The organism is Ensifer sp. R1-3 (assembly GCF_056739175.1).
Map to the genome: position 1 here is coordinate 2,604,708 of NZ_CP096515.1, position 20,732 is coordinate 2,625,439.

Annotated in this window: 15 protein-coding genes; 7 read left to right on the forward strand and 8 right to left on the reverse strand. The window is 63.7% G+C overall.

What is annotated here, in order from left to right:
- Positions 1-24: 24 nt before the first annotated feature.
- A complete protein-coding gene (gene recF, locus M1D43_RS12580; protein ID WP_153314039.1) occupies positions 25-1,149 on the reverse strand; it encodes a DNA replication/repair protein RecF in 1,125 nt (374 codons plus the stop codon).
- 234 nt (positions 1,150-1,383) lie between these two features.
- Here recF and M1D43_RS12585 point away from each other — a divergent pair, with 234 nt between their 5' ends.
- From M1D43_RS12585 to M1D43_RS12600, 4 genes are all read left to right on the forward strand, one after another.
- The gene (locus tag M1D43_RS12585) at positions 1,384-2,028 is read left to right on the forward strand and encodes a DUF47 domain-containing protein (RefSeq protein WP_003531900.1); all 645 of its coding nucleotides are present in this window, start codon (positions 1,384-1,386) and stop codon (positions 2,026-2,028) included.
- Complete coding sequence (locus M1D43_RS12590; RefSeq protein WP_153314038.1) at positions 2,028-3,032, forward strand: inorganic phosphate transporter; 1,005 nt, start codon at positions 2,028-2,030, stop codon at positions 3,030-3,032. The genes M1D43_RS12585 and M1D43_RS12590 overlap by 1 nt, the downstream gene beginning before the upstream one ends.
- A 113-nt stretch (positions 3,033-3,145) precedes the next feature.
- Positions 3,146-3,781, forward strand: coding sequence for a DUF1326 domain-containing protein (locus M1D43_RS12595; protein WP_003531903.1), 636 nt, complete (start codon positions 3,146-3,148; stop codon positions 3,779-3,781).
- Between the two features lie 4 nt (positions 3,782-3,785).
- The gene (locus M1D43_RS12600) at positions 3,786-4,670 is read left to right on the forward strand and encodes a DUF2182 domain-containing protein (protein ID WP_153314037.1); all 885 of its coding nucleotides are present in this window, start codon (positions 3,786-3,788) and stop codon (positions 4,668-4,670) included.
- A 171-nt stretch (positions 4,671-4,841) separates the two neighbouring features.
- On the opposite strand, the gene dnaJ is transcribed toward M1D43_RS12600, so the two are convergent.
- The 3 genes from dnaJ to M1D43_RS12615 form a co-directional block, all read right to left on the reverse strand.
- Positions 4,842-5,981, reverse strand: coding sequence for a molecular chaperone DnaJ (gene dnaJ / locus M1D43_RS12605; RefSeq protein ID WP_003531907.1), 1,140 nt, complete (start codon positions 5,979-5,981; stop codon positions 4,842-4,844).
- 274 nt (positions 5,982-6,255) lie between these two features.
- On the reverse strand, positions 6,256-8,181 hold the full coding sequence (gene dnaK, locus M1D43_RS12610) for a molecular chaperone DnaK (RefSeq protein ID WP_003531910.1): 1,926 nt from the start codon (positions 8,179-8,181) through the stop codon (positions 6,256-6,258).
- A 217-nt stretch (positions 8,182-8,398) separates the two neighbouring features.
- Positions 8,399-10,660: a transglycosylase domain-containing protein gene (locus M1D43_RS12615; protein ID WP_192923458.1), complete on the reverse strand. Its 2,262-nt coding sequence runs from the start codon at positions 10,658-10,660 to the stop codon at positions 8,399-8,401.
- 502 nt (positions 10,661-11,162) lie between these two features.
- Between M1D43_RS12615 and M1D43_RS12620 the strand changes: the two genes are divergently transcribed.
- The gene (locus M1D43_RS12620) at positions 11,163-12,086 is read left to right on the forward strand and encodes a DMT family transporter (RefSeq protein WP_318853522.1); all 924 of its coding nucleotides are present in this window, start codon (positions 11,163-11,165) and stop codon (positions 12,084-12,086) included.
- Between the two features lie 99 nt (positions 12,087-12,185).
- Complete coding sequence (locus tag M1D43_RS12625; protein WP_153314035.1) at positions 12,186-12,677, forward strand: hypothetical protein; 492 nt, start codon at positions 12,186-12,188, stop codon at positions 12,675-12,677.
- Between the two features lie 72 nt (positions 12,678-12,749).
- On the opposite strand, the gene M1D43_RS12630 is transcribed toward M1D43_RS12625, so the two are convergent.
- From M1D43_RS12630 to M1D43_RS12640, 3 genes are all read right to left on the reverse strand, one after another.
- Positions 12,750-13,697: a lysylphosphatidylglycerol synthase transmembrane domain-containing protein gene (locus M1D43_RS12630; protein ID WP_153314034.1), complete on the reverse strand. Its 948-nt coding sequence runs from the start codon at positions 13,695-13,697 to the stop codon at positions 12,750-12,752.
- Between the two features lie 363 nt (positions 13,698-14,060).
- Positions 14,061-15,455: a M20/M25/M40 family metallo-hydrolase gene (locus tag M1D43_RS12635; protein ID WP_153320545.1), complete on the reverse strand. Its 1,395-nt coding sequence runs from the start codon at positions 15,453-15,455 to the stop codon at positions 14,061-14,063.
- A 97-nt stretch (positions 15,456-15,552) separates the two neighbouring features.
- Positions 15,553-15,996, reverse strand: a complete 444-nt coding sequence (locus tag M1D43_RS12640) for a MarR family winged helix-turn-helix transcriptional regulator (protein ID WP_003531925.1) — start codon at positions 15,994-15,996, stop codon at positions 15,553-15,555.
- A gap of 472 nt (positions 15,997-16,468) precedes the next feature.
- Here M1D43_RS12640 and polA point away from each other — a divergent pair, with 472 nt between their 5' ends.
- Positions 16,469-19,483 (forward strand): DNA polymerase I, encoded by a 3,015-nt coding sequence (gene polA / locus M1D43_RS12645; RefSeq protein WP_153314032.1) that lies wholly within the window; start codon positions 16,469-16,471, stop codon positions 19,481-19,483.
- Between the two features lie 141 nt (positions 19,484-19,624).
- On the opposite strand, the gene M1D43_RS12650 is transcribed toward polA, so the two are convergent.
- The gene (locus M1D43_RS12650; RefSeq protein ID WP_003531928.1) at positions 19,625-20,629 is read right to left on the reverse strand and encodes a 2-hydroxyacid dehydrogenase; all 1,005 of its coding nucleotides are present in this window, start codon (positions 20,627-20,629) and stop codon (positions 19,625-19,627) included.
- Positions 20,630-20,732 lie beyond the last annotated feature (103 nt).

The following is a 20,732-nucleotide window of genomic DNA, read 5'->3' on the forward strand; positions in this document are numbered from 1 at the left end:
AATTTTCGCGCAGGGCGCTGCATGTCACCCCGAAACGCGGCCGTTTGCAACGGCCAGATATTGAGCGCGCTCGCCAAGGGCGTCGAACATCGCCCGGTCGGTGCCCGTCATGAAGGACTGGCCGCCGAGCCCATCGACCAGATCGAAGAGGGCGGCGCGGCGTCCCTGATCGAGATGGGCGGCGATTTCGTCGAGCAGCAGCACCGGGGCGTGGCCGGTCATGTCCCCGACGAGCCGTGCATGCGCAAGCACCAGGCCGACGAGCAGCGCCTTCTGCTCGCCGGTCGAGCAACGCTCGGCCTCGATGTCCTTTTCCCGGTGGCGGATCAGGAGATCGCTGCGGTGCGGCCCGTCCAGCGTGCGGCCCGCGGCCGCATCGCGGGCACGGCCCTCGGCGAGCATTGCCAGATATCGCTCTTCGAGTTCAAAGGCGGGAATGCCGGCACAGTCATCGAGAAAGCCGGCGAGCGACAGGCTTGCGGACGGAAAGGTCCCATCGCTCCGGCTGCGCTCGACGAGGGCCAAGAGCAGGCCGAGCATCTCCTGACGGGCAAGCGCCATGGAGATGCCGAGCCCGGCCATTTCGCGCTCGATGGCCGACAGCCAGGCGGGATCGGGCCGGAAATCCGAGAGAAGCCGGTTGCGGCTGCGCATGGCGCGGTCGAACTCGCTGGCGCGGCGGCCGTGTTCGGGATCGAGCGACAGGACCAGCCGGTCGAGAAAGCGCCTGCGGTCGGCGGAAGGGCCGGTGAAGAGGCCATCCATCGCCGGAGTGAGCCACAGCACCCTGAGGTGATCGGTGAGTTCGTCGACGGTGCGGGCCGCAGTGCCGTTGATCCTGAGGCGGCGCGACTGCCCCTCCTCGGTCCCTTGAGTGCCCGTGCCGATCTCCACCGACCCTTCCATGCCGTCGACGGCGGCGAAGACCGAGAAACCATCGGGGGCGCCGACGCGGGCGACATCCGCATAGGCAGCGCGCCTCAAACCGCGCCCGGGCGAAAGAAAGGAGACCGCCTCCATCAGATTGGTCTTGCCCGCACCGTTCTCGCCGGTCAGCACCACATGGCGCTGGTCGAGGTCGAGCGCCAGCGTTGCATAGTTGCGGAAGTCGCTCAGTTTCAGGCGTGTAAGAAAGACCTTGTGGGGCATTGCAAGTCCGATATCGACGTTGCTGTCAGGTAGGATGAAAGCCCGGCCAAGGCAAGGCGGAAAGGGTGTTCTGTCCGCCTCTCCCCCGCCTGCGGCGATTCCGTATCCGGGCTGCGCATTTCCGCCCCAATCGCCTGTGGGAAAGCCGTTTTTTTCAGCCGCATCGGAACTTTCCCCGAGCGCGCAAGTACAATATGACAACTGCGTGACAATCGACAGTTGGATGGATCGCTGATGCTCGGCCTGTTTCGCAAGCTCCTCCCCCGGGAAGACCGTTTCTTCGACCTCTTCGCCGATCATTCGCGCACCGTCATGGGTGCGGCGGAGGCACTGAACGCGTTGCTTGCCGGCGGCCCGGACATCGAAAGCCATTGCGACCGCATCGTCGCGCTCGAGAATGAGGCCGACGAAATCACCCGCGAGGTTCTGCTGGCCGTCCGCCGCAGCTTCATCACCCCCTTCGACCGCGGCGACATCAAGGATCTCATCCAGTCGATGGACGATGCGATCGACATGATGCACAAGACGGTGAAGACCATCCGTCTCTACGAGCAGAAGAGCTTCGATCCCGGCATGCAGGCCATGGGTGCGGCGGTCGTCGAGGCCGCCCATCTCGTCGCCGAGGCCATTCCGCTCCTCAGCCGGATCGGTGCCAATGCTCATCGCCTCAGCGCCATCGCCGAGGAGGTGACGCATGTCGAGGATAGATCCGACCAGCTGCACGAGCAGGGCCTGAAGGATCTCTTCCGGCGCCATGGCGCTTCCAACCCCATGGCCTATATCATCGGCAGCGAGATCTACGGCGAACTGGAAAAGGTCGTCGACCGCTTCGAGGATGTGGCAAACGAAATCAGCGGCATCGTGATCGAGAACGTCTGATGGATGCGACGCTCGCCTTCCCGCTGCTCGTGGGGCTCATCGCCGTCGCGCTTTTCTTCGACTTCCTCAACGGGTTGCACGACGCGGCCAATTCGATCGCGACCATCGTATCGACGCGCGTGCTCCGGCCGCAATATGCGGTCTTCTGGGCGGCGTTCTTCAACTTCATCGCCTTCCTCTTCTTCGGGCTGCACGTCGCCGAAACGCTCGGAACCGGCATCATCGATCCGGGTATCGTCACGCCGCAGGTGATCTTCGCGGCGCTGATGGGCGCCATCACCTGGAACATCGTTACCTGGGTCTTCGGCATCCCGTCGAGTTCCTCGCACGCGCTCATCGGCGGTCTCGTCGGCGCCGGCCTGGCCAAGACCGGTTTCAGTTCCATCGTCTGGCAAGGCCTGCTGAAGACGGCCGGCGCCATCGTCATGTCGCCGGGCATCGGCTTCGTTCTGGCGCTGCTGTTGGTGCTGATCGTCTCCTGGCTGTTCGTTCGCCAGACACCCTTTGCCGTCGACAGCACCTTCCGGGTGCTGCAATTCGTTTCGGCTTCCCTCTATTCGCTCGGCCATGGCGGCAACGATGCGCAGAAGACCATGGGCATCATTGCCGTGCTTCTCTTCTCGCAGGGCTATCTCGGCTCGGAATTCTACGTGCCCTTCTGGGTGGTCATCACCTGCCAGGCGGCGATCGCGCTCGGCACGCTCTTCGGCGGCTGGAGAATCGTCCACACGATGGGCTCGAAGATCACCAAGCTCAACCCGATGCAGGGATTCTGCGCCGAGACGGGCGGCGCCATCACGCTGTTCGCCGCGACCTGGCTCGGCATTCCGGTTTCGACCACCCACACGATCACCGGCGCGATCATCGGCGTCGGCGCGGCGCGGCGCGTATCGGCGGTGCGGTGGGGGCTTGCCGGCAACATCGTCGTTGCCTGGGTGATCACCATGCCGGCGGCAGCGTTGATCTCGGCGCTCTGCTATTTCGCCGCGGGCCTCGTCGCCTGACGCTTTCGCCGGGCACCCCGTTGGCATTGCCGGCGGCGGGGAGTATATTTCCGCGATCTAATGGAATTGCATCCGGAGAAGAGTGAACTTCCATCGTATCTGGGGAGGAAACGATGACGGACGTCGAGTGGACGATCAAGGGCCGCGAATTCATCCATTGCAATTGCGCCTATGGCTGCCCGTGCCAGTTCAACGCACTGCCCACCGAGGGGCATTGCCGCGCGATCGGGATCGTCGACATCGACGAGGGGCACCATGGCGATACCCGGCTCGACGGCCTGAGGTGCGGCATGATCGTATCCTGGCCCGGTGCCATTCACGAGGGCAGGGGCGCGGTGGTTCCGATCATCGACGAGCGTGCCTCCGACGAGCAGCGGGAGGCGCTGCTGCGGATCATGAGCGGCCAGGACACCGAGCCCGGCGCCACCTTCTTCCAGGTGTTCGCGACGACTTTCGAGACCTTCCACGATCCGGTTTTCGCGCCGATCGATTTCGAGATCGACGTCGAAAGACGCTCGGCGCGGGTCAATATTCCGGGATGGATGGAGGCTCGCGGCGAGCCCATCGTCAATCCGGTGACCGGTGAGGAGCATCACGCGCGCATCAACCTTCCGCACGGGTTCGAATATGACCGCTGCGAGGTGGGGCGCGGCTGGGCCGAGACGAGCGGGCCGCTGGCAGTTTCGCTCGCCGATTCGCACGCCCACTTCGCCAGACTGCACATGACCGGAAGCGGCGTGGTTCACTGACGCCATGCCGCCCGACACCGCGCTTGAAAGCTTGCTGCGACGGGATCGGGCAATCGTGGCAGCGTCGCTCGCCGCATTGACGGTGGTCGCCTGGACATACACGCTCTGGCTGGCAGCAGCCATGAACATCGACGGCATGAGCATGTCCGCTCCCGGCATGGAAGCGGACATGAAGATGGACCCTGCCATGGATATGGATGGCATGGAGATGGGATCCGGTGGCGCCCTGTCGCTCGGCACCGTCCTCGGCATCTCGCCGCGTCCCTGGAGTTCCGTGGAAGCCGGCGTCACCCTGACCATGTGGATCGTGATGATGGTCGGCATGATGCTGCCTTCGGCAACGCCGATGATCCTGCTCTACGCCCGGGTCGGCCGGCAAAGCCGGATGGCGGGCAAGCCCTTTGCCGCGACCGGTTTCTTCGCCGGCGGCTATCTCCTTGCCTGGGCGGGATTCGCCCTCGTCGCGACGCTTGGACAATGGCTCATGGAGGGAACCCTGCTGACGCCGGCGCTGGCAAGCGCCAGTCGCATCTTCAGCGGTGTCGTGCTGGTGATCGCGGGTCTTTACCAATGGACGCCGCTCAAGGATGCCTGCCTCAGCCAATGTCAGACGCCGATCGTCTTCCTGCAGCGGCACGGCGGTTTTCGCCGCGATCCCGCGGGAGCCGTCGGACTGGGCCTGCGCCACGGGGTCTATTGCATCGGCTGCTGCTGGGCGCTGATGACGCTTCTTTTCGTCGGCGGCATCATGAATGTGCTCTGGATTGCGGCAATCGCCATCTTCGTGCTCGCGGAGAAGGTGATACCGACCGGCCGCGTTCTCTCACGCGTCGCCGGATCTCTGCTCGCGGCGTTCGGCCTTTGGCAGCTCATTTCGGCTTCGATTTAAGTGATAGCGCCGCGGCTTGGCCCCTCATCCGCCTGCCGGCACCTTCTCCCCGCAAGCGGGGCGAGGGGACTGGTAGCGCCGCCGCTTGTCCCTTCTCCACGTCAGAACGGGGAGAAGGTCGCGGCAGCGGGATGAGGGGCTGCGCGCGGCGTAATCGCCCAGAGCATTGGCTCACTCGCTCAACGTGTCGAAGAAATCCTTCATCCGGGAGAAGAAGCCCGTCGATTCGGGATTGTTCTCCTTGGACGAGATCTGCTCGAATTCCTGCAGCAACTCGCGTTGGCGCTTGGTGAGCTTCTGCGGCGTCTCGATTTGAATCTGGATATAGAGATCGCCGGTCTGGCTGGAGCGCAGCACCGGCATGCCCTTGCCCTTGAGGCGGAACTGCTTGCCGGCCTGCGTGCCTTCCGGCACGGTGACGCGCGATTTGGTACCGTCGAGGGTGGTGACGTCGAACTTGCCGCCGAGCGCCGCCGTCGTCATAGAGATCGGCACGGCGCAATAGAGATCCGCGCCGTCGCGCTGATAGAATTCGTGCGGCTTCACTGAGAGGAAGATGTAGAGGTCGCCCGCCGGGCCGCCGCGAAGGCCGGCCTCACCCTCGCCGGAAAGCCGGATGCGCGTGCCGTCCTCGATACCGGCCGGAATGTTGACCGAGAGCGTCCGCTCCTCCACGACGCGGCCCTGGCCGTGGCATTTGGTGCAGGGGTCGGCGATCGTCTGGCCGCGGCCGCCGCAGGTCGGGCAGGTCCGCTCGATCGAGAAGAAGCCCTGGGCCGCGCGGACGCGGCCGGTGCCCTGACAGGTGCCGCAGGTCTTCGGGCTGGTACCGGGCTTGGCGCCCGTGCCGGTGCAGACGTCGCAGGTGATGGACGTCGGCACGCGGATCTGCGCCGTCTTGCCGGAATAGGCCTCCTCGAGCGAAATCTCCATGTTGTAGCGCAGGTCCGCGCCGCGCTCGCGTCCGCCTGACGAGCGGCGCTGACGGCCACCCATCATCTCGCCGAAGATGTCCTCGAAAATATCGGAGAAGCCGTGCGCTCCGCCGCCGGCGAAGCCGTTGCCGAAGCCTGCGCCCATGCCGCCCTGCTCGAAGGCCGCATGGCCGTAGCGGTCATAGGCCGCGCGTTTCTGCGGATCCTTCAGCGTCTCATAGGCTTCGTTGATTTCCTTGAAGGACTTTTCCGACTCCTGGTCGCCGGGATTCCTGTCCGGGTGATATTTCATCGCGAGTTTGCGAAAGGCGCTCTTCAGCTCCTTTTCGTCCGCGTTTTTTTGAACGCCAAGCGTTTCGTAAAGATCACGTTTCATGCTTCAAAGATCGTCCTGTTATCAGCGACAGGGCTTGCCAGCGCGAAGGATCCGACGGCTGCCTGATTATCTTGCCACAGGATTTAGTAAACCTTTAAGCGCGATACCATAGCCAAGTCGGGGCGGAAGCGGTTTTTTGTCGGAAAACGGCGGTTTCGCAGCCACTTTCCTCCGCAGGGTCGGTTCGCTTCCGCGCCTTGCGACTGCAGCCGGTGAACCATCTATGAAAAAGCCCGGGATCGCTCCCGGGCCCGTTCATCGAAAGGCGAAGCCGTCAGGCCGACCGCTTACGGTCGTCTTCGTCCTTGACTTCCTCGTAGTCGGCGTCGACCACGTCATCGCCGGAGCGCTTGGCGTCGGCGGCGGCATCCGCATGGGCGGCGTCCGTCTGCTGAGCCTCATAGATCGCCTGACCGAGCTTCATGGAGACTTCCATGAGGGTATTGGTCTTGGCCTTGATGTCCTCGGCGTCCGGCTCGGAAACTTCGACGGCGCTCTTGAGCGCTGCGATTGCATCCTCGATCGCCTTACGGTCCGTCTCGGAAACCTTGTCGCCATGTTCCTGGAGCGACTTCTCCGAAGAATGGACCAGGCTTTCGGCCTGGTTCTTGGCCTCTACGCCTTCGCGGCGCTTCTTGTCGGCTTCCGCATTGGCTTCGGCATCCTTGACCATCTTCTCGATCTCGGCGTCGGAAAGACCACCGGAGGCCTGGATGCGGATCTGGTGCTCCTTGCCTGTGCCCTTGTCCTTGGCGGACACCTGCACGATGCCGTTCGCATCGATGTCGAACGTGACCTCGATCTGCGGCACGCCGCGCGGTGCCGGCGGAATGCCGACGAGATCGAACTGGCCGAGCAGCTTGTTGTCGGCCGCCATTTCACGCTCGCCCTGCGAGACGCGGATCGTCACGGCGGACTGGTTGTCGTCGGCCGTCGAGAAGACCTGGCTCTTCTTCGTCGGGATCGTGGTGTTGCGCTCGATCAGGCGGGTGAAGACGCCGCCAAGCGTTTCGATGCCGAGCGATAGCGGGGTGACGTCCAGCAGCAACACGTCCTTGACGTCGCCCTGCAGAACGCCGGCCTGGATCGCGGCGCCCATGGCAACCACTTCATCCGGGTTGACACCCTTGTGCGGCTCCTTGCCGAAGAGCTGCTTCACCGTCTCCTGAACCTTCGGCATGCGGGTCATGCCGCCGACGAGAACGACTTCGTCGATCTCGGCAGCCGAAACGCCGGCATCCTTGAGCGCGGCTTTGCAGGGCGCGATGGTCTTCTGGATCAGGTCTTCGACCAGGCTCTCGAATTTGGCGCGGGACAGCTTCATCGTCAGGTGCTTCGGACCGGAAGCGTCCGCCGTGATGAACGGCAGGTTGATTTCGGTCTGCTGCGAGGACGAGAGCTCGATCTTCGCCTTTTCGGCAGCTTCCTTCAGGCGCTGCAGCGCGAGCTTGTCGTTCTTGAGATCGATGCCCTGCTCCTTCTTGAACTCGGAGGCAAGATATTCGACGAGGCGCATGTCGAAGTCTTCACCGCCAAGGAAGGTGTCGCCGTTGGTCGACTTCACTTCGAAGACGCCGTCGCCGATTTCGAGAACCGAGATGTCGAACGTGCCGCCGCCAAGATCGTAGACGGCGATCGTCTTGCCTTCCTTCTTGTCGAGGCCGTAGGCAAGTGCCGCTGCGGTCGGCTCGTTGATGATGCGCAGCACGTCGAGACCGGCGATCTTGCCGGCATCCTTCGTGGCCTGGCGCTGTGCGTCATTGAAGTAGGCCGGAACGGTGATGACGGCCTTTTCGACCTTTTCACCGAGATAGGACTCGGCCGTTTCCTTCATCTTCTGAAGGATCATCGCGGAGATCTGCGACGGAGAGTAGCTGGTGCCGTGGGCTTCGACCCAGGCGTCGCCATTGTCGGCCTTGACGATCTTGTAGGGGACCATCCCCTTGTCCTTCTGGGTCGTGGGATCCTCGAAGGTGCGGCCGATCAGGCGCTTGATCGCAAAAAGCGTATTTTCTGGATTGGTCACCGCCTGGCGCTTGGCCGGCTGGCCGACGAGACGTTCGCCGTCTTCGGTGAATGCCACCATGGAGGGGGTCGTGCGCGCGCCCTCCGCGTTCTCGATCACCTTCGCGTCCTTGCCGTCCATGACGGAGACGCAGGAGTTGGTCGTTCCCAGGTCAATACCAATAACTTTAGCCATGTCGTTCTCTCCTTGCAGCGGACTGTCGGAACCCGGTCAGGCATTCGTGGGACAGCCCCCTAACGGGATGGTCTTTGTGTCTCATCGCAGCCGCGGCTGCATCGATGCGGCGTATATAAGGACCGGCGTTTCGGACTGCAAGGCATTCTGCGGGGGGATCGACGGCAAATGCAAGCCGTCTTCCACAAACACCCGGCGGCGGCCCGCTGCCGCTGGTTCAGCCGCCGGTCAGCAGGTCGAACAGCGTCGTTCGGCGGGTTCCACCGGTGGTCTCTCCGACGCCGGCCGGCGGGATTGGCCCTCCGGCCTGTTCTGCAGGCCGGACCTGATCGACGGCGGCCATGCCGTCCATGCTTTCGACGCCGTCCATGCCTGCCGGACGCTCGGGGAAGACATCGGGACTACCCGCGTCGAAGCCATCGGCCGGCATTTCGCCGGCAGCAGCGATGCCGCCCTCGTCGAAGACCGGCTGCACGCCCGTCGTGCCGAAGAGCGGCGAGGGCGAAAGACCCTCATGCGCCGCAACCATGAAATCGTGCCAGGCCCTGGCGGGAAGGCCGCCGCCGGTGACCTTTTTCATAAATTTTCCGTCGTCGTTGCCGAACCAGATGCCGGTCGCGAGGTTGGAGGTGTAGCCGACGAACAGCGCGTCGCGGAAGGACTGCGTCGTTCCGGTCTTCCCTGCCGCCTCCCAGCCCGGCAGGCGCGCATTTTTGCCGGTGCCGTCCGTCAGCACGCGCACCATCATACGGTTCATCTCGCTGACGATCGCCGGATCGAGCACCCGCGGCGGGTTGTCGTAGGTGTTTTCGTAAAGCACGGTGCCATCGGCGGTGGAGATGCGCCGGATGACGTGCGGCGTCGCCTTGAAGCCGCCATTCATGAAGGGCGCATAGGAGGACGTCAGCTCCACCAGCGTCACTTCCGACGTGCCGAGCGCGATCGATGCATTGGCCTGCATGTCGGAATCTATGCCCAGCCGGTGCGCGAGCTTGACCACGTTCTGCGGCCCGACCTCCATCACGAGCTGGGCGGCGATGGTGTTCAGCGAATTGGCGAGCGCATCGGCGAGCGTCACCTCGCCGCGGTACTTCTGATCGTAGTTCTCAGGTGTCCAGTTGCCGATCCGGACCGGCGCGTCGTTGCGCACGGACATCGGCGTGCGGCCGATCTCGAGCGCCGCCGCATAGACGAAGGGCTTGAAGGCCGAGCCCGGCTGGCGCTTCGCCTTGGAGGCGCGGTCGAACTGGCTCTCGGCATAGTCCCTGCCGCCGACGAGCGCCCGGATGGCGCCTGTGCCGTCGATCGAGACGAGCGCCGCCTGGGAGGCGTTGAGCTTGCCGCCTTCGGTCTCGAGCCTCTCGGCGAGCACCTCCTCCGCCTTCTTCTCGAGCGTAAGGTCGATGGTCGTATCGATGACGAGATCTTGCGTGACTTCGCCGATCATGCCGGGGACCTGGTCCATCACCATGTCGGCGACATAGTGCTCGGCGCCGGACCAGAAGCTCTTTGCCCGTGTCGGTGCCTGCGACATGGCCGTCTTGATCTCGGAATCGCTGATGAAGCCTTCCTCGCGCATTGCGCCGAGCACGAGCTGTGCGCGCTCCTCCGCCGCTTCGGGGTCTCGGGCCGGCGACAGCCGTGAAGGAGCTTTCAGAAGGCCCGCGAGCAGCGCCGCTTCGCCGAGATTGACGTCGCGCGCCGACTTGTTGAAGTAGCGCCGCGAGGCCGCCTCGACGCCATAGGCGTTCGACCCGAAGAAGACGCGGTTGAGATACATCGCCAGGATCTGGTCCTTGGTGTATTTCTGCTCCAGCCAAAAGGCGAGCAGCACCTCCTGCACCTTGCGCTCCAGCGTCCGCTCCGGCGAGAGAAACAGGTTCTTGGCAAGCTGCTGGGTGAGCGTGGAGCCGCCCTGGACCATGCGGCCGCTCATGACGTTCGTGAGCATGGCGCGCGCCAGCCCCAGCGGATCGACTCCGAAGTGCGAATAGAAGCGGCGATCCTCGATGGCGATCACCGCCTGCGGGATATAGGGCGACATGTCTTCGAGAGCGACCGCCTCGCCGCCGGTCGCGCCCCTGTTGGCGATTATGTCGCCATTCGTCGCGAGAATCTTGACGTTGGGCGGCCGTTCGGGGATCGACCAGCTCGTCGCGCTCGGCATGCGCGCGCCGTAATAGAGCACGAGCCCGCCGACGCCGATCGCACCCCATATGCCGAGCACGACGCACCAATAGGCGAGCCGCCGGACGAGGCCGAAGAACCCGCCGCCGGAACCGCTTCTCCCGGAGCCGCGGCCGCCGGCGCGCCTGCCGCGCTTTTCTCGCTTGGCGCCGCGTTCGGGCGACTTGGCGCGCCTCGGCTTGCTGCCGCCGCCCGCGACCCGATCGCTCGCATCGACGCGCAGGTCGCCGCCGTCGCCGTCGTTACCGCCGAAGGAAGGCTCAATCCGCTGTCCTGATTTGCCGCTCGCCATGCCGGAAGGAAATATCCCTTTGGGGCCGGACCGGGTGCCCATCGCCCGCAAGCGATCCCGGCCGTGCCGTTGTCGTGCGGGAGGCTCCACCCCCTCCGCTGGTGCCGATCCGTTGTACTTTAAATGCGGCAATTTAAGGGGGAGTTAAGAGCTCTCTTGCGAAAAAGGCAGATTGTTCAAAACCTTGCAGCGGCGCTGGCTTCCCGGGTCCGGACCTTTGGAAGGCTGAACGCCGTCTTGCATCCGGTGCAATGCTGCAATGCAACATTCGCACTATTACCTCAGCGAGAATGATCTATTCTTCTCCTTGTCGAAGCGCTGTACCTCCTCCCACGGCGCCCGGCATTCGGTCGGTTCACTCCTCCTCCCAGAACCGATCAAGTTTAAGACCCCGAGCCACCTCCTCCCGGCTCGGGGTCTTTCTGTATCTGGCGATGCCTAAAACGCGTGGCGTTCGCGCGACGCGCTTCGGGTCAGGCGAGATGCATAGGGCGAAAAACTCGTGGCTGCGGCCGCAAAGCGCGTGTATCACCACCCCATGAGATCCAAGGCAAACGGTTACGTCTTCGCGCTTCTGGCGATCGTCATCTTCTCGATCCAGGACGGCATCTCGAAGCATCTGGGCGCCATCTACCCGCCGGTCTTCGTGGCAATGATCCGCTACTGGGCCTTTGCCGGGTTCGCTGCGGCCATTGCGGCGCGGGCGCCGGGCGGTTTTGCCGCGACCGCGGTGACGAAAAAGCCGCTCATTCAGCTCCTGCGGGGCGTCCTGTTGCCCGTGCAGATCGTCGTGGTGATCACATCCTTCACCATCGTCGGGCTGGCGCATTCGCAGGCGATCCTCGCCGCCACCCCGCTCTTCGTGGCGCTCCTGTCGATGCCGCTGCTCGGCGAACGGGTCGGATGGCGGCGCTGGTCGGCGATTGCCGTCGGACTCCTCGGCGTTCTTCTGATCCTGAGGCCGGAAGACGGCTCGTTTGACCTGAACTTTCTGCTGCCGCTGGCCGCAGCCGTGATGTTCGCCTTCTATGTCATCACCACCAGGCTTGCCAGCCGTGAGGACTCGGCGATGACCAGCTTCTTCTACACCGGCATCGTCGGCGCCTTCGCGATCAGTCTCGTCGGGCCCTTCTTCTGGGCGACGCTTTCGGGGGCGGATTGGGTCTGGATGGTGCTGCTCTGCATCACCGGCACGTCGAGCCATTATTTTCTGATCCGCGCCTACGACATGCTCGATGCCGCCGCGGTTCAGCCGCTTACCTACCTGCAGCTCGTCTTCGCCTCCATCATGGGGGTGACCATCTTCGGCGAGACGCTGACGACTGGCATGATCATCGGCTCGGTGCTGGTGGTCGCCGCCGGCATCTTCACCCTCTGGCGCGAGCATGTCGTCGGCCGGCAGAAATCCCGCCTGCCGCCGCGGTAAGGTCTTCTCCTTCGACTCAAAATCGTCGGGTTCGTGCCGGACACTCGCGATCGCGCCGGCTTCTCGGCCGGCGGGCTCGTCCGTTCGAAAGGAGAGAGTATGAGGATTCGCTGCACCGCTCTGATTGCCCTTGCCGCCCTTGCCGCGCAGGGTATCGAGGCCAGGGCACAGGAAGAATTCCCCTATGTCGACGACCGCTCCGACGGCGCGGCGCTCGTCCGCTCGCTCTACAACGCGGTCAATCGGAAGGAATATGCCAGGGCCTATGGCTACTTCGGCGCGTCGAAACCCGTCGGCGAATTCAAGGCCTTCGCGGAGGGTTACGCGAAGACGGTGTCAGTGGAAGCGAAGTTCGGCAAGGTCCTCACGGAGGGCGCTGCCGGCAGCATCTATTCTGCCGTTCCGGTCGCGATCAAATCCATCGAAGAAGGCGGAAAGGCCCGCTTCTTCTCCGGCTGTTACGTGACGAGGATCATCAATCCGTCGCTGCAGGTGCCGCCCTTCACGCCCTATCAGATCGAGACGGCCCGGCTCGACGAAGCCGAGGGCCCCATCGAGAAGGCGATCCCCGCCACCTGCAACGTCCCCTGATGCCTCGAGCAATTCCGGGAAGAGTGCGTAGCGGTTTTCCTGGAAGTGCACGTTTCAACCTGCGCCGAAACCCTACGGCTCCTTGGCGCCCCGCTCGGCCAGAAAGCGGGAATGCTCGAAGACGAGGATGACCACGAGCGCCATCACGAAAGGGACGAGGAGGTAGAGCAGCCGGAAAATGGCAAGCGCGGCCAGAACGTCGGCCGGGTCCATTTCCGGCAGCGCCGCGATGAAGACGAATTCAAGCACACCGAGGCCGCCCGGCGCATGGGAGAGCAGCGCGGCGGAGAAGGATGCGAGGAAGATGCCCAGAATGACCACGTAGCCGGGATTGCCGGCTTCCGGCAGCGCGAAATAGATGATGCCGGCAGCGCCCAGGAGCTCGACGGGGGCGATGATCAATTGCCTCAGCACGATGGAGGGCCGCGGGTAGTGCAGCTGGAACCAGCGCGTGCGCAGCGGCCGCATGCCGACCAGGCTGCCGAGGACGTAGAGCGCGATGAGCGCGAGAATGAGGCAGCCCGTCGTCAACGACATTTCGATCGGCAGGAACTCCGAAAATCTCTCGATGATATTCGGCCTCAGGAGCAGCACGATGGCCGAGAGCATCAGCGTGCCGAGCGTGAAGGTGAAGGAGCAGAAGGCGACGAGCACGCCCACCTCTCCGGGCGTCAGGCCCTTCGACCGATAGGCGCGGTAGCGCACCACCGCGCCGGAAAAGACAGAGGCGCCGAGATTGTGCGAAAGCGCATAGGTGGTGAACGAGCAGAGGGTGATGAACCACAGCGAGATGCGGTGGCCGAGATGATCGAGCGCCAGCCGGTCATAGGCGGCAAGCGCCGCATAGGCGACAAGCGTCGAACCGATCGCGAGCAGCCAGCTTTCGAGCGATATGGCCTGGAAGCTCGCCAGGAATTCGTTGAGAGACAGGCCGCGCAGTTCATCGACGAGCGCGCGCACCGAAATCAAAATCGCCGCCAGCCCGACGACGGGCCAGAAATATGCCTTGAGCCGTTTCATGCCGGGGCTTCTGCGCGATTCCCCGGCGGAAATCGATTTACAAGCGAAGTGTCGCGGCGATGCGCGTGTCCATCAGCAGCGGCCGGTTGGAGGCACGCCAAGCGCATCGCAGTTCTGCCGAGGTGGCGATGCCCATTCTGCGTATTGAAAGAAACATGCTCGGGACGAGGTGTCCCGATCCTTGCACTTGCCAACAGCCCATTTCCCACTTTGATTTGTTTTCAAAAAGGGAAGCATCCCAAGGCAGGCAGGTCAAGCAAAGTCGACTTGATATCCGTCAAGCGGGTGCGATTTGTCATTCAGGGCTGAAGGCGGTGGACAATGGCCGAACGGTGTTCACCATAGCCCCCCGCCTGCAATGCCTTACCGCGTGCCGAGTGCGTCGAGAATGCGGACCCACGAGCGGATGCCCTTGTGGAAGGACGTGAGCTCGTATTTCTCATTGGGCGAGTGGATGCGGTCGTCGGAAAGACCGAACCCGACGAGCAGCGATTCCATGCCGAGCATGCGCTGGAAATCGCCGACGATCGGTATGGAGCCGCCCATGCCGATGACCACAGCGGGCTTCGGCCATTCATCCGAAAGTGCCGCCTTCGCCGTGGTCAGCAGCGCCGAATCATAGGGCAGATGAATAGCCGGCGAACCGCCATGCGCATGAAATTCGACGGAGCAGTCCGCCGGGATTTTCGAGCGCACATAGGCGCGGAAGCTTTCGCGGATCCTGGCCGGGTCCTGCTTGCCGACGAGGCGGAACGAAACCTTGGCGGAGGCTTCCGCGGCGATCACCGTCTTGAATCCTTCGCCGGTATACCCACCGGTGATGCCGTTGATCTCCGCGGTCGGCCGCGCCCAGGTGAGTTCGAGCACGGAGCGGCCCCTTTCGCCGGAAGGGATCGAGAGGCCGATCTCGCCGAGGAATTTCTCGGCGGTCTGGCCGAGCGTTTCCCACGTAGCCTTGATCTCCGCCGGCGTCTCCTCGACGCCTTCGTAGAAATCGTCGAGCGTCACGCGGCCGGTCTCGTCGTGAAGGCCGGCGAGAATCTCGGCCAGGATGTGGATCGGGTTCGCCGCCGCGCCACCGAAATAACCGGAGTGCAGGTCGCGGTCCGCCGCCTTGACGACGACCTCCTCGCCGACGAGGCCCCGCAAGCCTGCCGAAATCGCGGGCGTCTCCCGGTCCCACATGCTGGTGTCGCAGACAAGCGCGTAGTCGGCCTTGAGTTCCCCGGCATTGGCTTCGAGGAAGGGCTTGAGCGACGGAGAGCCGGATTCCTCTTCGCCCTCGAAGAGGATGGTGATGCGGCAGGGCAAGACACCACGGGCTTCCTTATAGGCGCGCACTGCCTCGACGAAGGTCATCAACTGGCCCTTGTCGTCGGCCGTACCCCGGCCGGTAATGATCTTGCGGCCGGGCTCGACCTCCTTGAGGGAGGGCTCGAAAGGCGGCGTCTCCCAGAGGTTCAGGGGATCGACCGGCTGTACATCGTAATGGCCGTAGAAGAGCAGGTGCGGAGCGTCCGCCTTCCCGGCAGCGTGATGGGCGACGACCATCGGATGGCCGGGCGTGTCGCGCACCGAGGCTTCGAACCCAAGCGTTCCGAGTTCCGCCACCAGCCACTCGGCAGCCTTGCGGCACTCCGCCTTGAAGGCGGGATCGGTGGAAATCGACTTGATGCGGACGAGGTCGAAGAGCCGCTCGAGGCTCTGCGAGAGATTTGCGTCGGCTCGCTCGAGAACCGGGGTGATATCTGCCATCATGCGAATCCTTTTTGGTTTCGCGGCAAAACTAGAATCGAAACCCGGCGGCTTTAAGCGAAAACTTTTGATGCAACGATAAATTGTCAGATGAAGAGAATCAGGAGGCGTCGCCGTGGCGCGCCGTATTCGCGAGCGCCATCCGCATGTATTGGAGCATCAGTTCTTTCTCGAAGCGGCGAAAGCCGGAAAGCAGCGACTGCTCCGCTGCTGCAGCAGCCTCCTTCGCGGCCGCCTCCATCTTACGGGCTCGTTCCGTCAGGAATATCTGCTGCGAACGCTTGTCGTTCGGATGCTTGCGGCGGACGATAAGGCCGTCGCGCTCCATTCGGGCGAGCGTATTGGCCATGGTTGCCTGCTCGATGTCGAGCCGGTCGAGAAGCTGTCTCTGCGTCAGCCCTTCCTCGGACCATAATTCCAGGAGGACCGGGAATTGCCCGGGAGCAAAGCCGAGTTTCTGACCGCGCTCCTGCAGGGCGCGCGAGAAACCCCTCGCCAACAAGCTGGCCAGGTAAGTCGCAGATTCCATACGATTGAAGGCCATGCCTATGCCTACGCGGGAAGGAGCACGAAGACAAGTTACAATGCCTGCAATGAAGCCGAACTGCGCCGACTTCACGGGGATTTGAGACTGCGTGGCGATACGTTTTCGACTGGCGGGCAAAGGCAACAAAAAACCGCCACGGCGCGGAGGCTGCGCCGTGGCGGCTCTTTGAAAGCGGGACAAAGGCCCGGAGAGGGGGATGAGGCCTTTGTCCTCATCTGGTGCGGGCGGGGGACAGGCCAATCACCAGACTCACGGCATTGTATGAGTGCCGCTCGACATGATTTGTGGATTGAAATGTGGCATTTCAAGGATAGGCCGACCGAATCGCGCATTACAAATGCGTAACGTTTGCGTGAGTGTTCGGCGCCCGAACTTCAGGGCTCCGGCGGGCCTCTGCCGCTCGACTTAATAGGGTAGTGCGGGAAAAGCGCAATGGACCTTTCCCCTGCCTCGCGCTATCCATGGCCGCATGAAAAACGGTGATCATCTCTTCCTCGTCGACGGCTCGGGCTTCATCTTCCGGGCGTTCCACGCCATCCCGCCGCTCAACCGCAAGTCGGACGGACTTCCCGTCAATGCGGTTGCGGGATTCTGCAACATGCTCTGGAAGCTTTTGACCGACGCGCGCGACACCTCCGTGGGCGTGACGCCGACACATCTGGCCGTGATCTTCGACTATTCCTCGAAGACCTTCCGCAACGGGCTCTACGATCAGTACAAGGCCAACCGGACAGCGCCGCCGGAGGATCTGATCCCGCAGTTCGGGCTCATCCGCCACGCCACCCGCGCCTTCAACCTGCCCTGCATCGAGAAGGAAGGCTACGAGGCCGACGACCTCATCGCGACCTATGCGCGGCTTGCCGCGGAGGCGGGCGCCGACGTGACCATCGTTTCCTCCGACAAGGACCTCATGCAGCTCGTCACGCCGAAGGTGTCGATGTACGACAGCATGAAGGACAAGCAGATCACCGTTCCGGACGTGATCGAAAAGTGGGGCGTGCCGCCGGAAAAGATGATCGATCTCCAGGCCATGACCGGCGATTCGACCGACAACGTGCCGGGCATCCCCGGGATAGGGCCGAAGACGGCAGCCCAGCTCCTCGAAGAGTATGGCGATCTGGACACGCTGCTTGCGCGGGCCGGCGAGATCAAACAGCAGAAGCGGCGCGAGTCCATCATCGCCAATGCCGATCTGGCGCGCCTTTCGCGTGAGCTCGTGACGCTGAAGAAAGACACGCCGCTCGACGTTCCGCCCGAGGACTTCAGGCTCGATTCGCAGGACGGCCCGAAGCTCATCGCATTCCTGAAGGCGATGGAATTCACCACGCTCACGCGCCGCGTCGCAGCGGCGACGGATACGGATGCAGAAGCGATCGAACCGGCTCATGTGCCGGTCGAATGGGGCGCGCAAGCGCATGGGCCGGATCTAGACGTCGGAGAGGCCGGCGGCCCGCCGCCGTCGCCGCAATCATCGAGCGCGACGCCGCCTAGGGGAAATGCGGCCAGGGCGGCTGTCTCGTTCCTCTCCTCCGGCCAGGATGCCGATACGACCGGCGCGACGCCCACCGGCCTCGCCGAGGCGCGTGCGGCCTATTTCGGCAAAGCCCCGTTCGACCATTCCGGATATCGCACGATCCGCGATATCGATACGCTCGAGCGTTGGATCGCAGACGCCCGCGAGGCGGGGCTCGTCGGCTTCGATACCCAGGCGACGTCGCCCGACGCCATGCGCGCCGACCTCGTCGGCTTTTCGCTCGCGGTCGCCGATTACGCGAACGACCCGTCGGGCTCGAGGATCAGGGCGGCCTACGTGCCGCTCGCCCATAAGAGCGGCGTCAGCGACCTCCTGGGGGGTGGACCTGTCGACAGCCAGGTTCCGGTCCGGGAGACCTTAAGCCGGCTAAAGGAGCTGTTGGAGGACCCGTCCGTCCTGAAGGTGGGGCAGAACCTGAAATACGGCTACCTCGTGATGAAGCGGCATGGCATCGCCATGCGAAGCTTCGACGACACGATGCTGATGTCCTATGTGCTCGATGCCGGCAACGGCGCCCACGGCATGGATTCGCTTGCCGAGCGGTGGCTTGGCCACACGCCGATCGCCTATAAGGACGTCACCGGCACCGGCCGGTCTTCGCTCACCTTCGACTTCGTCGACATCGACAAGGCGACGGCCTATGCGGCGGAGGATGCGGATATCGCGCTGAGGCTTTGGCATGTGCTGAAGCCCCGGCTCGCCGCCAAGGGACTGACGCGCGTCTACGAGCGGCTGGAGCGGCCGCTGATCTCCGTCCTTGCCGGGATGGAGGAACGCGGCATAACCGTCGACCGGCAGATTCTGTCACGCCTCTCCGGCGAGCTGGCGCAGGGGGCGGCGGCGCTCGAAGACGAGATCTATCGCCTCGCCGGCGAGACATTCACCATCGGCTCGCCGAAGCAGCTCGGCGACATTCTCTTCGGCAAGATGGGTCTTCCGGGCGGCTCCAAGACCAAGACCGGGCAATGGTCGACCTCCGCGCAGGTGCTCGAGGACCTCGCGGCCGCCGGACACGACTTGCCCCGCAAGATCGTCGACTGGCGGCAGCTGACCAAGTTGAAATCGACCTATACCGACGCCCTGCCCGGCTTCGTGCACCCGGAGACGAAGCGCGTCCACACCTGCTTTGCAATGGCTGCGACGACGACGGGGCGGCTTTCCTCCTCCGATCCGAACCTGCAGAACATTCCGATCAGGACCGGCGAAGGCCGCAAGATCCGCACGGCCTTCGTGGCAACGCCGGGACACAAGCTTGTCTCGGCGGACTATAGCCAGATCGAGCTGAGAGTGCTCGCCCATGTGGCCGACATCCCGCAGCTGCGCCAGGCTTTCGCCGATGGCGTCGACATCCATGCGATGACAGCTTCCGAAATGTTCGGCGTGCCGGTGGACGGCATGCCGAGCGAGATCCGCCGCCGCGCCAAGGCGATCAATTTCGGCATCATCTACGGCATCTCCGCCTTCGGGCTCGCCAACCAGCTTTCGATCGAGCGTTCGGAGGCGGGGGATTACATCAAACGCTATTTCGAGCGCTTCCCCGGCATCCGGGACTATATGGAGAACACCAAGGCCTTTGCCCGCGAGAACGGCTATGTCGAGACGATTTTCGGCCGCCGGGCCCACTACCCGGACATCCGCTCGTCCAATCCGTCGATGCGCGCCTTCAACGAGCGCGCTTCGATCAACGCCCCCATCCAGGGCTCGGCCGCCGACATCATCCGCCGCGCCATGGTGAAGATGGAACCGGCACTCGAAGCGGCGAAGCTCTCCGCACGAATGCTGCTTCAGGTCCATGACGAGCTGATCTTCGAGGTGGAGGATGGCGAGATCGAGCGGACCATTCCGGTGATCATCTCGGTGATGGAGAACGCCGCGATGCCCGCGCTCGACATGAGGGTGCCGCTCAAGGTCGATGCGCGCGCGGCACACAACTGGGACGAGGCGCATTAAGGCCTGTCGAGATTCGGGATACCCGCAGCGGCTTGTTCGATTACCTCATCCTGCGCTCGTCACAGGGATGAGGTAAGAGGAGACTGCAGTCCTCCGATACCTTTCCGATAGCGCCGCGCGTCCTATCGGACGCGCAAAGGTTTAGTCCCGCCCCGGCAGGACCCTGTCCGGCGGGCGATGGCCGTCGAAGAAGGTGCGGATGTTGATCACCACCTTCTCGCCCATGTCGATGCGGCCTTCGAGCGTCGCCGAACTCATATGCGGCAGGAGCACGACCTTTCCCTCGCCGGCAAGCTTGATGAGCTTCGGATTGACGGACGGCTCGTTCTCGAAGACGTCGAGCCCGGCGCCGGCGATCTTGCCCTCGCGGAGGCTCTTGATCAGCGCCGCCTCGTCGATGATGCCGCCGCGCGCGGTGTTGACGATGTAGCTGTCGGGCCGCATCAGCGCCAGCCGCCGGGCCGAGAGCAGATGATAGGTCGCCGGAGTCGACGGGCAGTTGACGGAGACGATGTCGACGCGGGCAAGCATCTGGTCGAGGCTGTCCCAATAGGTCGCTTCCAGCATCTCCTCGGTTTCCGGTTTGACGCGGTGGCGATTGTGATAGTGGATCGAAAGCCCGAAGGCCTTGGCACGGCGGGCGACGGCGGTGCCGATTCTCCCCATGCCGACGATGCCTATGCGTTTGCCGGCAATGCGCCGGCCCAGCATCCAGGTGGGAGACCAGCCTGCCCACTCCCCCTTGCGGTCGGTCAGCACCTGCGCACCTTCGGCGAGCCGGCGCGGCACCGCGAGGATCAGCGCCATGGTCATGTCGGCCGTGTCCTCGGTCAGGACGTTCGGCGTGTTGGTGACGGTTATGCCCTTGCGTGCGGCCGCATCCACATCGATGTTGTCGACGCCGTTCGAGAAGGCGGCAATCAGCTTCAGCTGCGGCCCGGCCTGCTCGATCAGCGCCGCATCGATCCGGTCCGTCACCGTCGGCACGAGCACGTCGGCCCGCTTGACCGCGGCGACCAGCTCCGGCTGGCTGCGCGGCGTGTCATCGATGTTCAGCTCCGCGTCGAAGAGCTCACGCATCCTGGTTTCGACGACATCCGGCAGTTTGCGGGTGATGTAGACCGTTGGCTTTTTCTTGCTTGTCATTGCTGTGAGCGGCGCCCTCGTTGACGGGTCCTTAACCAAGTCGGGTGATAGTTCTCCCCATAGCCGCAATTTCTACCAGACCCGGTGGGGAACACAATTGAAA

Excerpts from the sequence above, each read along its gene's own strand:
- recF (WP_153314039.1), bottom strand. The coding sequence starts at position 1,149 with ATGCCCCACAAGGTCTTTCTTACACGCCTGAAACTGAGCGACTTCCGC.
- M1D43_RS12585 (WP_003531900.1), top strand. The coding sequence starts at position 1,384 with ATGCTCGGCCTGTTTCGCAAGCTCCTCCCCCGGGAAGACCGTTTCTTC.
- M1D43_RS12590 (WP_153314038.1), top strand. The coding sequence starts at position 2,028 with ATGGATGCGACGCTCGCCTTCCCGCTGCTCGTGGGGCTCATCGCCGTC.
- M1D43_RS12595 (WP_003531903.1), top strand. The coding sequence starts at position 3,146 with ATGACGGACGTCGAGTGGACGATCAAGGGCCGCGAATTCATCCATTGC.
- M1D43_RS12600 (WP_153314037.1), top strand. The coding sequence starts at position 3,786 with ATGCCGCCCGACACCGCGCTTGAAAGCTTGCTGCGACGGGATCGGGCA.
- dnaJ (WP_003531907.1), bottom strand. The coding sequence starts at position 5,981 with ATGAAACGTGATCTTTACGAAACGCTTGGCGTTCAAAAAAACGCGGAC.
- dnaK (WP_003531910.1), bottom strand. The coding sequence starts at position 8,181 with ATGGCTAAAGTTATTGGTATTGACCTGGGAACGACCAACTCCTGCGTC.
- M1D43_RS12615 (WP_192923458.1), bottom strand. The coding sequence starts at position 10,660 with ATGGCGAGCGGCAAATCAGGACAGCGGATTGAGCCTTCCTTCGGCGGT.
- M1D43_RS12625 (WP_153314035.1), top strand. The coding sequence starts at position 12,186 with ATGAGGATTCGCTGCACCGCTCTGATTGCCCTTGCCGCCCTTGCCGCG.
- M1D43_RS12630 (WP_153314034.1), bottom strand. The coding sequence starts at position 13,697 with ATGAAACGGCTCAAGGCATATTTCTGGCCCGTCGTCGGGCTGGCGGCG.
- M1D43_RS12635 (WP_153320545.1), bottom strand. The coding sequence starts at position 15,455 with ATGATGGCAGATATCACCCCGGTTCTCGAGCGAGCCGACGCAAATCTC.
- M1D43_RS12640 (WP_003531925.1), bottom strand. The coding sequence starts at position 15,996 with ATGGCCTTCAATCGTATGGAATCTGCGACTTACCTGGCCAGCTTGTTG.
- polA (WP_153314032.1), top strand. The coding sequence starts at position 16,469 with ATGAAAAACGGTGATCATCTCTTCCTCGTCGACGGCTCGGGCTTCATC.
- M1D43_RS12650 (WP_003531928.1), bottom strand. The coding sequence starts at position 20,629 with ATGACAAGCAAGAAAAAGCCAACGGTCTACATCACCCGCAAACTGCCG.